The organism is Clostridium cochlearium, assembly GCF_900187165.1.
Taxonomy (GTDB): domain Bacteria; phylum Bacillota; class Clostridia; order Clostridiales; family Clostridiaceae; genus Clostridium_G; species Clostridium_G cochlearium.
On record NZ_LT906477.1, the window covers coordinates 676254 to 689320 of the forward strand.

The following is a 13067-nucleotide window of genomic DNA, read 5'->3' on the forward strand; positions in this document are numbered from 1 at the left end:
GAACAATTTAGGAGGATTTTCCTTCCTTATGTCAGAAAATCTTTAATCTTATTAGTTAGAATTGAAAATGGAGAATGGAAAGTGGAAAATGATTGACAACTTTTTTCCATTAACATTACTAAAAGTTTTTAATTTTATAAGATCCTTAGGTTTAGCTAAAGCTAAACCTTTTTTATATTAGACAAATCTAAAATATCCTTAACTCTCCATTCTCCACTTTCCATTTTCAATTATATTATAAAATTTAAGGTTTTCTATAGCAAAGCGGAAGAAAATCTTCCTTCATTGTCCTATGTCAATTGTCCTCTGTCCTCTGTTAAAAAAAGTGTGTTGCAGTTTTTTAAAACTACGACACACTTTTTTTATTAGTGGCATCCACCACAAGTAGAACATCCACCGGTATCAGGTTTTACAATAGGTTCTAAAGAAAATCCACCTAATCCATTTTCCTCAGAGCATTCAATAACAAATCCAACGAATTGACTAACAAGATTTTTATCTATTAAAAAAGTTACGTCATGAATTTTAACTACCTCATCGTTTGGTTTTTCTTCATCTATGACAAGATTAAATACAGGACCGCTACATCCCATACCTGCTAAGTGTATTCTAAGAATATTATCTTTAACACCATTTTCTTTTAAAAAGTCTAAGAACTCGTCATAAGCGATATCGCTCATGGTAACTATGTTCATTAAAAAGCCTCCTTTAAATAGTTTATTTATGTTTATTATTGTAACAGATAAGAAAAAAATATTCCATAATTAAATTTTTTTATAGAATTTGACTTTACTCAACTATACTATATAATCTAATTAGTGTAAAATCATTTGTATGAAAAGGAGAAATATATGGATACATCTATATGGGTTAGATCCATTGTGAACAAACAATTTAGCCCTGAAGAATTTTTTAAACATGTAGCTTATATTATTGGTAAAGAATTTAATTTACCAACTCATATAAGTATACATACGGAAGTATGTAAGTTTTTCATGGGAGAATTTGAAATAATAATAAGCAAAAAACATATTGAGAGACTTCAAAAACATGGTTTGTATTTATTGGACAAGTATATTTTGGATGAATTAGAGGAACAAGGATTTGAATTTAGTATAAATAGAAGCAAATATATAAAATGCTGTTATGGAATTTTTGACGATGATTATAGTACAGACAATATAACCACAAGATTTAATCAAATATTTAATATTCCTATAAAGGAAGGGGCGCTTTTTTATCCTTGCTGTGGTTCAGATTCATATAAACCATTAGCGTTGTTTATCAATAGTATAAAAGAGTTTCATTTTGCTCAGGGAGAAGGTGTAATGTTACCTAGATTAGAATGTGGAGTAAAAAATAGTGATAATTTTAGAAATAAGTATTATAATAAAGAAGATGTATTTTCTATAGAAACAATTCCCTTTGCTATGTCTATAAAAAATAAGAGAAATTATGATATAATAAAACAATTAGAGGATGAATATTTTACACCTTTTAAATTTATTAAAATAGATGATATAAATACTAAAGAAATATGGAAAACTAAGTTTTCTAAGAATCCTAAAATAGAAGTGTATTCTCATAAATTTGAAGGATTTATTTCTTTATATTCAATAGATAAGATAGCTATATTTTATTATAGAACATATCAAATATATGATGATACATTAGATGTATCTCCCTTCAATTGGTTATCACCAATAGCTTTTGATGCTATATTGGATAAATTAGTAGATGGGGCTATTTTAATATTAGATGGAGAAGATCCAGAAATAGGATATAAAGTTCCTTGGAGTGATTTGTGGAAAGAAAAATATCATAAAGATTTTGTATATAAAAAAAGGAATTTTTCTTATATAGGTGAATTTGGAGGAAGATATGATAAAATGAAAGTATGGAAAGTAGATTTTATAAAAAAATAAGGCTTGAAAAAAATATAGAAAGTGATATAATTAAGAATAATAAAATTATAAAAAATTCATTGACAAGGAAGAGTAGTTAAAATTGATTATTTAAAGAGAGTTGAGGATGGTGGGAACTCAATAATATAGATTTTAATGAATGGGCCTTGTAGAAGTAAAACGAAATCTTTAATTAAAGAGAGTAGTAGTTACCGGAAACCTACCGTTAAAAAGGGAAGGATATGTTAGTATCCTGTAAAAGAGGTGCATTTTGCACAATTTAGGTGGTACCGCGAATAATACCTTCGTCCTAGCTTTTAGGATGAAGGTTTTTTTATTTGATAATTTTAAGAAGGGGGGGAGTAATTATGTTGTGAAAGCTAAAGATGAAAAATCTATATTGGAATTTTAAAATAAAATGCAATTTGGAAAGGATGTTATGTAAAATGAAATTAAAAGATTTAGTATTAACTTCTGTATTTTTAGCGATTGGATTTATATTGCACCAAGTTACTCCACCTTTATTTTTAGGAATGAAACCAGACTTTTTATTAATAATGATGTTTATATCTATATATTTAGTAGATAATTATAAAACTGCCATGGTAATAGGATTATGTTCAGGGGTTCTAACAGCTATGACTACTACTTTTCCAGGAGGACAGTTACCTAATTTTATAGACAAAATAATAACTTGTCAGATTGTATATATATTGTTTAAAATATTAGATAATAAATTTAGAAATAATATAAATATAGTATTAGTATCTATGATAGGAACTTTTATAAGTGGATCTATATTTTTAGGATCAGCTTTTTATATAGTTGGACTTCCAACTTCTTTTAAAACATTAGTATTATCCGTTGTTTTACCTGCTACTTTAATTAATGCTTGTGTATCTTTTTTACTTTTTAAGATTGTATTAACTGCATTAACTTATTCAAAATCAGCTTAATATATAATGGATATAAGAATATGCTTTAAATTATTTTAAGCATATTCTTTAATTTTTAAATTATTTATTATTTATAGATGCTCTTATTATTTTGGTGTCTTTTAGATTATTATATACAGAAATATTATCTGTAGAATTATTTTTATCAAAAGTTATAATTAGCAAATCGTTTTCATTTAATTTAATAGGATCTTTTTTATTTATAGAAATATAAGTGTCTTTAGCTAGAGAATAAAAAGCTTCTACATGGTAAAGATTTTTATCTATAGAAAATGTAGTGCTTTTTTCTAAACTTATGGCATTTATATTTCCAGTAAAGTCTTTAGATAACATTAAGTTAAAGTCTGTTACTTTTCCATAGCTTTTAGTTGTCCAATTACCACTGAAACTATCTACTTCAAAGGGTGACAAGTCTACACTATGATGATCTTCATGAATAAGTTTTAAATTACCATGCAAAACCATTATATATCTCCAAATATTGGGAAGATGAGAGAAAGTAGACTCTTCATCAATTACTTTTGCAGAACTTAATCTCCATCCAAAATTTAATTTTTTATATTCAGCATTTTTAGGATATATAAATAATTGGGTAGTAGTTCCTCCAGACCAAGTGCTAGTTTTTTGTTCTTCTTTTTTTATTACTTCAATAGAATACGACAATTTTATCCCCACCTTATTAAAATATAATTATATTTTAATTATATTTTAATTATTATAAAAATTCAATTTTTATAATAAAATTCATAAAAATGAAAAGCTTATCAAAATTGAATTATTTTAATATTTCGCCAAAGGTATGAAAATTAGCTATTTAGGTTATAATATATAAGTCATGCTATAAAATAAAAAAAGGAGAATAAGTTGTGAAAATAGATAATTTTGTTGTGTCAAGAAATATTTTAAATAGCAAATTTAAGTATGGACTGAAATTTACCCCAGAAAGGGTTTTGAATAAATATTCTGATTATATGCTAGTTGTTATAAAAAAGAACTTTAGAAATAAAGAATTTTATAATATGTGCTTTAAAAAGAGCACAGGTTTTAATAATTTTACCTTTACTAAAGATAAGTTTAAAAATTTCATAGATTTTTTAAATAATTTTTATAAAGGTACATGGAGTGAAAAAAAAGAAGAAGAATTTGATATAGATAACAAAAAAATAATATTAACTATTTTAAATGATGAACATATAAAAATTTCTTCTGTAAAGGATGAAAATAGAGTGTTTTTTTTATTAAATAAAGAGGAGTTTAGAGAATATATATTATCTTTAGATGTAGTATATAGGGAAAGAAAAATACTTAATAATTTAAAAAACACAAAAATAGATTATATGAAAAAAGAAGAGAAAAAAGAATTATATTTAGAAACTTTATATATTCTATTAAATGACTCAATAGATAATAAAGATGAGAATAGATTTAATATTATTTCTAAAGAGATAAATAGAATAAAAAGATAAGCATAGGGGAAACTATTATTAATATAATAGTTTTAGGAGAGATCACTTATGGGTAGAGATAAAATTGATACTGTAAATGAAAAAGAAAAAATTAAATCTATGATATCTCATGATATGGATAGTTTAAACTCTAAAACGGGATATAAAAATCAAGGAAATCCTACTGAAGTGCAAGGAAAAGCTAGAGCTATGAGAAAATAAATAATAAAAAATTGCTATAAAACTATATAGTTTTATAGCAATTTTTTTGGATTATCAGGAAACCATCCTTTTTTAACTCTTTCTTTTTGTTGAAATAATTCTAATATTGCCCATAAAAACACAAAACCATTTATACCTAATATTCCAGATAGAATATTATTATCTACTTTTAAAGAGAAAAGTAAAGAGATAATAGCAAGCATTAAAAACACAGGCCAAACTTTAGTTCCAAAATAATATTCTGATTTAATAACTATGACATGTCCTATTCCAGTTAAAAACAAAAAAGTGAATCCTATAATTATTCCGTAATAATTCATAAATTCCTCCTTTTATATAATAAATTATATGTATTTATTATATCATTATAACAAAAAATAAAAAGCTGAATGCAAATTTGCATTCAGCTTTTTATCAAAATATAATATGGGCTACTAAAGAAACTACTGGTAGAGTAATTAAAGTACGTTGAATGAATATTATTATTAAATCTTTTAAAGATACAGGGATTTTTGATCCTAATAGGAGTCCACCAACTTCAGACATATATATTAATTGAGTAACAGAAACGCAAGCTATAATAAATCTAGTCATTTCATTAGCTATAGTAGCACCTATTACAGAAGGTAAAAACATGTCAGCAAATCCAACTACGAGTGTTTGAGAAGCGGCCGCAGCTTCAGGCACTCTTAAAAGATTTAATACAGGAATAAAAGGCATTCCTAACCATTTAAAAATAGGTGTGAATTCTGCTAAAATTAGAGCAAAAGTTCCCATGGCCATAACTACAGGAGTTACACCTAACCACATATCTAATATATTTTCCATTCCATCTTTTAAAAAATTAGAAGTACTGGTGTTAGTTTTAGCTTTATCAACAGCTTTTATTATACCCCATTGAAAAGAACTATATCCTTTAGGAACTAGTTCAGAATTATCTACTTTTGCATTGTTATAGTAGGTATCTGGTTTTCTAGAAAGGGGTGGAATTCTTGGTATAATTATAGCGGCTACTACACCAGCTAAGGTGACTGCCAAATAAAATGGTACAAATAAATGAGAAAGATTTACTTGAGATATAACTACTAGACTAAAGGTTATAGATACAGCTGAAAAGGTTGTGCCAATTACCGCAGCTTCTCTTTTACTATAATATCCATCTTCATATTGTTTACTAGTTAGTAAAACACCTATGGAGCCATCACCAAGCCATGAAGCTATACAATCTATAGAAGATCTACCGGGCAATGTAAAAATAGGACGCATTACTTTATTTAAAATAACACCAAAAAATTCTAATAAACCAAAGTTTAGCAGTAGTGGTAAAAGCATACCTGCAAATAAAAAGATAGAAAACAGAACTGGAAGAAGATCATATAGTAAAAGTCCACCTGTAGCTTCACTTCCAATCCAGCTTGGACCTATTTTAAAATAAGTTGCTATTGCAAATATAAAACCAAATATTCTAATAAAAAACCATAATGGAGAAACATTAAATAAGGAATTTAAAAACTTATTATTTAGAATAAATTTAGGTCTTATAAGTTTTGCAACTGTACTAAAAACAAAAGTTATACTTATTAGTAATACCATTATAGCTGGTAAGAAATTTTCTAATAAAGATTGTAGAGATTTGGATAATACAGCTATAGGTATAGTAATTTCATTATTATGTGATATGGGTATCATAAAAAGTAATATTCCTATTAAAGAAGGTACAAAAAATTGTAAAAATTCTTTTAAAGAATATTGAACTTTAACTTCATTTTCCATTTAATCAAACTCCTTTTAATTAATATTTATACAACATCACACATTATAATGTATAAATATTAATTAATCAATAGTTTATAAAAAAAATAGCAAATAAAAAAATCACTTTTTACAAATAATATAATAGGATATTAAAATAGGGAAATTTATAAAATCTATAATATAAAAATATTGACATAAATTAGAATATAAACTATAATATCAATTAATAATTTATATTAATTGATACAAAATATTCATTAGTAGGTGATTAAATGAATAAAGAAGAAAAGATGATAGACTTAATTATTATTGGAACTGGACCTGCAGGATTAACGGCAGCTATATATGCAGCTAGAATGAGATTAGATTTTATAGTATTAGAAAATGAATTAATTGGTGGACAAATAAGATCTACCTATTCCATAGAAAATTACCCAGGTTTTAGAAGTATATCTGGGGAAGAATTAGTAAATAAAATATATGATCATGCTAAAGATTTAGGAGCGAAAATAGATGAATTTGATGAAATACAATATATAAAACTAACAGATGAAGAAAAAATAATAGAAACTTATGATTACGTATATAAACCTAAAGCAGTTATAATAGCTGCAGGTGCTAAATATAGACCACTTCCTATTCCAGAAGAAAAAAAATATCATGGAAACGGAATTCATCATTGTGAATTGTGTGATGGAGAATTTTATCAAGACAAGGATATAATAGTAGTAGGAGGTGGAAATTCAGCTTTAGAAGGTGCAATATTTTTATCAAGATATGCAAAGAATATAACTATGGTGCATCAATTTGACTATTTCCAAGGGGAAAAATCTCTTCAACAAGAAGTATTTAATAATAATAAAATAAAAGTGATTTGGAATGCAGAAATTAGGAATGCTTTTGGTGAAAATAAATTAGAACAGGTTTTAGTAGAAAATCTAAAGACAAAGGAACAATATAAGATAAATGTTGATGGTATATTTGTTTATATAGGCATGGTTCCTAACACAGATTTATATAAAAGTTATATAAATTTAGATGAAAGAGGATATATCATAGCTGATGAAAATACAAAGACAAATGTAGAGGGAGTTTTTGCAGCAGGTGATGTGAGAACAAAGCAATTTAGACAGTTAGTAACAGCTAATTCAGATGGAGCTATAGCAGCATTATCTGCAGAAAAATATATATCTCAAAAAAGGAGGGAAAACAATGATTAAAATATATTCAATACCAACATGTCCTTATTGTAATAAGGCAAAAGCTTATTTTGACTCAAAAGATATAGAGTATAAAGATATCAATGTATCAGAAGATAAAAATGGAAAAGAAGAAATGATAGAAAAATCAAGGCAACAATCTGTACCTGTAATAGATATTAATGGTGAAATTATAATTGGATTTAATAGAATTGCTATAGATAAAGCGCTACAAAAATAAAAGAGTATATGTATTTGCGAGGGTACTGAAAAACTTAAAGTTTTTTAGTGCCCTCGTATTTATAGTTCTTCTTTTATTTCTGTATTTAAAGTTGTAAATTTATAGGACTATTGCCTAAAAAGCTTTTGTTTTGATATACTTGTTTTAAACAATAGATGAATTACTAAAAAAGGGGAGATTGTTTTGAGCACAGAAGTAATAGCCATAAGATTATTGACTGCCATAGCAATTGGGGGAGCTGTTGGGTATGAGAGAAAATATAATAATAGACCAGCAGGATTTAGAACACATATATTGGTATGTGTAGGAGCAACTGTTATATCTATGATACAGGCAAATTTAATGAATAATATATTAGAATTAAGTACAAAAAATCCAAATTCAGTAGCAGGTATTAAAACAGATTTAGGTAGATTAGGTGCTCAAGTAATTAGCGGGATAGGTTTTTTAGGAGCAGGTACTATAATAAGAGAAAAAGGATCAGTAAAAGGACTAACTACTGCTGCAAGTTTATGGGTAGTAGCCTGTATTGGACTTGCAGTAGGATGGGGATTTTATAGCTTAAGTATAATGGCAGCAGTATGTGTTGTTATAACATTGGTTAGTCTTAAAAAATTTGAAAATAGATTTTTAGAAAAGAGTAATTTATATAGAATGAGAATAGATTATGATGATCAAAGTGCATTAATAGGAGATGAACTACAAAAATATTTTTTAGAAAATAATATTAAAGTAAAAAATATAGAGTATTTAATAGAGGATGAAGAAGACTATAATGAAGAACATTATAAAAAAAATAATCATGTATCAAGTGTTTATACAATATTAGTACCTAGAACTATAAGAATAGTAGATGTGTTGACTGAGTTGGGAAATATAGATAAATTAGATAAGGTATTTTTGATATAGCTTGAAATATTTTAATACAACTTATATCATAATAGTAGGATAATAGTGTATGAGGAGGATGTTTTTATGAAAATAGTTGTATTAGAACCTTTGGGTGTAAGTGAAGATAAGATAAAAAATATAGCATCAAAATTAACAGATAAAGGTCATGAATTAATACTACACAATGAAAAAAGTGAAGATGTAGAAGTACTAAAGAAAAGAGTTGAAAAAGCGGATATATTAATTTTAGCTAATATGCCATTAAAAAAGGAAGTAATAGAGGCAGCTAAAAACTTAAAAATGATTTCAGTTGCTTTTACAGGGGTAGACCATATAGATATGGAAACTTGTAAGAAAAACAACATTATGGTTTGTAATGCAGCAGGATATAGTACATCATCTGTTGCAGAACTAACATTTGGTTTAATTTTATCATTACTAAGAAATATAGTTCCGCTAAATGATGAAGTTAGAGAGGGAAATACAAAACAAGGATATGCTCAATATGATTTAGCCGGAAAAACTTTAGGGGTTATAGGAGCAGGAAATATAGGTACAGAAGTTATTAGAATAGGAAAAGCCTTTAGATGCAATGTTTTAGTATATAATAGAAGTGAAAAACAACATATTAAAGAATTAGGAGCAAAGCAAACTACATTGGATGAAGTTTTAAAAAATAGTGATATAGTTACTCTTCACATACCTTCAAATAGTGAAACAAAAGGACTTATAAATAGTGAGAAATTAGCAATGATGAAGAAAAATGCACTGTTAATAAATACTGCAAGAGGTCCTATTGTAGATAATAAAGTATTAGCTGAGGCCTTAAATAAAGGACAATTAGGTGGAGCAGGAATAGATGTATTTGATATGGAACCACCGATACCACAGGAATATGAATTATTAAAAACTAAAAATTCAGTTTTAACTCCTCATATAGGATTTGCTACAAAAGAGGCAATGGAGAGAAGAGCGGAAATAGTATTTAGAAATATAGAAAAATGGATAGAAGGAAATCCAGAAAATGTGGTAGAATAATTTAGAGCAAATAAAAACATCGTAGAATGAAAATAGTATCATTCTACGATGTTTTTTATAAAAGATTAAAAGAATTATGTGAATAAGGAGAAAAAAATGATTACAGATATATTTAGAAGAGTAATACTTGGCAAAAAAGATAAATTTATATTTAAGGGATATAGTCAAGATATGGTAGATTTTAGAGAAATAGATGAAGATACAGGTATATATATACATATACCATTTTGTAAAAGTATATGTCCATATTGTCCTTATAACAAAGTGCTTTATGAAAAAGAAAAAGCTAGAGATTATAAAAATTCCTTAATGAAAGAAATTAAAATGTATAAAAAATATCTAAAAAACAAAAATATCACATCTATATATATAGGGGGAGGTACGCCAACCCTTTTAGTTGATGAACTAAATGAGGTAATTAATTATATAAAAGATGAATTTGAATTTAATGGGGATATAGGTATAGAAGTTTATCCAACAGAAGTTTCAGAAGAACTTTTAACAAAATTAAAATCCTTAGGAGTAAATCTTTTAAGTTTAGGTGTACAAACTTTTGATGATGATAAGTTAAAGTTTTTAGGAAGAAGATATACAGTTAAAGATATAGAAAATGCTTTAGAAAAAATAGACAAATTTAACTTTAAGTGTGTAGATATAGATATTATGACTAATTTACCTGGACAAACTATAGAAGATATAGAACAGGATTTAAGAAAAGTCTATTCTTATAATATTAATCAACTTTCTATATATCCGTTGATAGTGTTTCCTATGACACCTATGGATAAAATTATAAGAGAAAATAAATTAAAGAGATTTAGTGAATTAGAGGAGAGAAAAATACTTAATTTAATTGATAAAGTATCAAAAGAGTGTGGTTATGAGAGAAGTTCTATATGGACCTATGGAAAATCAGAGGATAATAGATATACATCTGTTACAAGAGAAAGTTTCATAGGTATAGGAGCAGGAGCTAGTTCTCTTTTTTCAAATTATTTTTACTTAAATACCTTTAATGTTGAGGAATATATAAAGGCTTTAAATGAAGACAAACTACCTATAAATATAGTAAACACTATGACTAATAGAGAAAAGATGATATTCTGGATATTTTGGAGATGCTATGATGGAATTATAGATAAGAATAGATTTTATACACTATTTAATAAAGATATGAAAAAAGAATTTAGATTACTTTTTAATCTTTTAAAAATATTTGGTATGTCCAAAGAAGAAGAAGATAAAATTTATTTAACAGAATTGGGGAGATTTGCATATCATTATGTAGAAAAACAGTATTCCATATATTATCTAAATAATTTGTGGGAAAATTCTATGAAAAAAGCTTGGATAGATGAAATAAGTTTATAGACTAAGGAGGCCCATATGAAAAAAAGAGGTTTTTTAAAGTTGGCTCTATTTGGTATGAAAATAATTATATTTAAAGAGAAAAAGCCTATATTAGGTACAATAATTTTAACATACTATTGTAATTTGAGTTGTAAACATTGTAATGCTAATAATATAAATAAATGGAGGATAAAGCAATATTGAACAAACTAGTAATGTATTTAATTGGAGTATTTTTCATAATAGGAGGTATAGATTACTTACTGGGAAATAAATTTAAACTAGGTGAAAAATTTGAAGAGGGAATAAAATCCATGGGAACGTTAGCATTAAGCATGATGGGGATATATTCTTTAACACCTGTAATAGCTCAGTATATATCAAAATTTATAGTTCCTATATGTAAAATTTTTAAATTAGATCCTTCTATATTTTCAGGAATTATACTGGCAGTTGATATGGGAGGATATAATTTATCTAAGATTTTAGCACTAGATAAGGGTATGGGATTATTTTCAGGAATCGTATTAGCTTCTAATATAGGAGCTACTTTTAGCTTTTCAATTCCATTAGCTTTAGGAATAATAGAAAAGGATGAGTTAAAAGATTTTTTTAAAGGAGTGATAGTAGGGATAATGGCAACACCTTTTGGATGCATTGTAGGAGGACTATTTTGTGATGTAAACAAGGGATACATGTTGTACAATATGCTGCCTATTATTTTCTTTTCTTTTTTGCTATCTATAAGTATTATAAAAATTCCTAATAAACTTATTAATATTTTTAATTTTATTGGGAAGCTTATTTTGATTTTAAGTAGTATAGGTTTATTAGCTCAAGGTATTTATATGATTTTTAATATAAAAATATTTGAAAATATAATATCTTTTTCTGAAGCTATAGAAGTGGTAGGAAAAATAGCTTTCATATTAGGTGGAGCATATCCAATGATATCAGTTATAAATAAACTTTTTTATAAAGTTTTACAAAGAATAGGCAATAAAGTTAGAACAAATGCATTTTCAGTTACAGGAATATTAGCAAACCTTGCTAATAATATATTGGTATTTAAATCTTTTAAGGAAATGGACTATAGAGGTAAAATAATAAATTCATCTTTAACTGTAAGTGTAGCTTTTGTATTTGGAGGACAACTTGCCTTTATTTCAGGAATTGAACCTAGTATGATAACGGCATTTATAGTATCTAAATTATCAGGAGGAGCATTATCGTTTTTTATAAGTTTATATATTTTAAAAATACAAGAAAATTAAGATAGATAATATTTACATAATTATTATATTAAAAGCTATGATATAATTAAAATCAAATAAATTAATTATTATTTAGAAAAGGAGTTTATTAATATGAATATATTAATAGCAGAAGATGAACAGGACATAAGAGAACTTTTAGGGCTACATTTAATAAAAGAAGACTATATTGTATATGAGGCAAGTAATGGCATAGAAGCTTTGGATGTTTTTAATAAAAATGATATAGATTTAGCAATATTAGACATAATGATGCCAGGATTAGATGGATTTAAAGTTTTAAAAAAGATTAGAGAAAAAAGTAATATACCAGTAATATTTATAACAGCTAGAGGAGAAGATGAAAATAAAATATTAGGATTAGGACTTGGAGCAGACGATTATATAGTAAAGCCATTTAGCCCTATGGAGGTGGTAGCAAGGGTAAAGGCTATATTTAGGAGAATTGAAGCTTATTCTCAAAATGATATTGATATTGAGAAAAATAATAAAATAAAAAATGGAAAATTATTGTTAGATAAAGATGCCTGCACTCTTTATAAAAATGGAAAGTCAATTGAATTGAATGCAAAGGAATACAAAATAATAGAGTTTTTGATGGAGAATAAAGGAAGAGTACATACTAAAAAACAAATATATGAAAGGGTATGGGGATATGAATATTATGGTGATGCTAATACAATAATGGTACATATAAGCCATATAAGAGACAAGATAGAAGATAATCCTAAGGAACCTGTATATTTAAAAACTATCAGAGGAATAGGATATAAATTGGAAAAGGTAGAATGA

At 26.3% G+C, this 13067-nt stretch carries 16 protein-coding genes and 1 other annotated feature; of the genes, 12 read left to right on the forward strand and 4 right to left on the reverse strand.

What is annotated here, in order from left to right; translation table 11 throughout:
- Positions 1-365 precede the first annotated feature (365 nt).
- Positions 366-695, reverse strand: coding sequence for a HesB-like protein (locus CKV72_RS03270; RefSeq protein ID WP_089863067.1), 330 nt, complete (start codon positions 693-695; stop codon positions 366-368).
- Between the two features lie 156 nt (positions 696-851).
- On the opposite strand from CKV72_RS03270, the gene CKV72_RS03275 reads away from it, so the two are divergent.
- Both CKV72_RS03275 and CKV72_RS03280 read left to right on the forward strand, forming a co-directional pair.
- Positions 852-1925 carry a hypothetical protein gene (locus CKV72_RS03275; RefSeq protein WP_095177488.1) on the forward strand — a complete coding sequence of 358 codons (1074 nt, stop codon included), beginning with the start codon at positions 852-854 and terminating at the stop codon, positions 1923-1925.
- Between the two features lie 50 nt (positions 1926-1975).
- Positions 1976-2220: a binding site (T-box leader), on the forward strand.
- Between the two features lie 130 nt (positions 2221-2350).
- A complete protein-coding gene (locus CKV72_RS03280; protein ID WP_089863283.1) occupies positions 2351-2860 on the forward strand; it encodes a tryptophan transporter in 510 nt (169 codons plus the stop codon).
- A 60-nt stretch (positions 2861-2920) separates the two neighbouring features.
- Here CKV72_RS03280 and CKV72_RS03285 read toward each other — a convergent pair whose 3' ends face one another.
- Positions 2921-3523 carry a HutD family protein gene (locus CKV72_RS03285; RefSeq protein WP_202192205.1) on the reverse strand — a complete coding sequence of 201 codons (603 nt, stop codon included), beginning with the start codon at positions 3521-3523 and terminating at the stop codon, positions 2921-2923.
- 203 nt (positions 3524-3726) lie between these two features.
- Here CKV72_RS03285 and CKV72_RS03290 point away from each other — a divergent pair, with 203 nt between their 5' ends.
- Together CKV72_RS03290 and CKV72_RS12085 are read left to right on the forward strand one after the other, a co-directional pair.
- Positions 3727-4326, forward strand: a complete 600-nt coding sequence (locus CKV72_RS03290; protein ID WP_095177489.1) for a hypothetical protein — start codon at positions 3727-3729, stop codon at positions 4324-4326.
- Positions 4327-4374: 48 nt separating this feature from the next.
- Positions 4375-4527, forward strand: a complete 153-nt coding sequence (locus CKV72_RS12085; RefSeq protein ID WP_157726526.1) for a hypothetical protein — start codon at positions 4375-4377, stop codon at positions 4525-4527.
- Positions 4528-4559: 32 nt separating this feature from the next.
- Here the strand turns inward: CKV72_RS12085 and CKV72_RS03295 are convergent, their stop codons facing one another.
- Together CKV72_RS03295 and CKV72_RS03300 are read right to left on the reverse strand one after the other, a co-directional pair.
- Complete coding sequence (locus tag CKV72_RS03295; RefSeq protein WP_089863064.1) at positions 4560-4847, reverse strand: DUF4491 family protein; 288 nt, start codon at positions 4845-4847, stop codon at positions 4560-4562.
- A gap of 94 nt (positions 4848-4941) precedes the next feature.
- Positions 4942-6300 carry a YjiH family protein gene (locus tag CKV72_RS03300; protein ID WP_095177490.1) on the reverse strand — a complete coding sequence of 453 codons (1359 nt, stop codon included), beginning with the start codon at positions 6298-6300 and terminating at the stop codon, positions 4942-4944.
- A 254-nt stretch (positions 6301-6554) separates the two neighbouring features.
- Between CKV72_RS03300 and trxB the strand changes: the two genes are divergently transcribed.
- The 8 genes from trxB (at position 6555) to CKV72_RS03340 (ending at position 13067) form a co-directional block, all read left to right on the forward strand.
- Positions 6555-7502, forward strand: a complete 948-nt coding sequence (gene trxB, locus CKV72_RS03305; protein ID WP_089863062.1) for a thioredoxin-disulfide reductase — start codon at positions 6555-6557, stop codon at positions 7500-7502.
- Positions 7495-7722, forward strand: coding sequence for a glutaredoxin family protein (locus CKV72_RS03310; protein WP_089863061.1), 228 nt, complete (start codon positions 7495-7497; stop codon positions 7720-7722). The genes trxB and CKV72_RS03310 overlap by 8 nt, the downstream gene beginning before the upstream one ends.
- A 183-nt stretch (positions 7723-7905) precedes the next feature.
- Positions 7906-8631, forward strand: coding sequence for an MgtC/SapB family protein (locus tag CKV72_RS03315; protein WP_095177491.1), 726 nt, complete (start codon positions 7906-7908; stop codon positions 8629-8631).
- A gap of 66 nt (positions 8632-8697) precedes the next feature.
- Positions 8698-9651 carry a 2-hydroxyacid dehydrogenase gene (locus tag CKV72_RS03320; RefSeq protein WP_095177492.1) on the forward strand — a complete coding sequence of 318 codons (954 nt, stop codon included), beginning with the start codon at positions 8698-8700 and terminating at the stop codon, positions 9649-9651.
- Between the two features lie 96 nt (positions 9652-9747).
- Positions 9748-11022: a coproporphyrinogen-III oxidase family protein gene (locus tag CKV72_RS03325; RefSeq protein ID WP_095177493.1), complete on the forward strand. Its 1275-nt coding sequence runs from the start codon at positions 9748-9750 to the stop codon at positions 11020-11022.
- Positions 11023-11037: 15 nt separating this feature from the next.
- Positions 11038-11205 carry a hypothetical protein gene (locus tag CKV72_RS03330; RefSeq protein WP_181814537.1) on the forward strand — a complete coding sequence of 56 codons (168 nt, stop codon included), beginning with the start codon at positions 11038-11040 and terminating at the stop codon, positions 11203-11205.
- Complete coding sequence (gene eutH / locus CKV72_RS03335) at positions 11202-12275, forward strand: ethanolamine utilization protein EutH (protein WP_095177494.1); 1074 nt, start codon at positions 11202-11204, stop codon at positions 12273-12275. Before CKV72_RS03330 ends, eutH begins: the two co-directional genes overlap by 4 nt.
- A 93-nt stretch (positions 12276-12368) precedes the next feature.
- On the forward strand, positions 12369-13067 hold the full coding sequence (locus tag CKV72_RS03340) for a response regulator transcription factor (protein WP_089863056.1): 699 nt from the start codon (positions 12369-12371) through the stop codon (positions 13065-13067).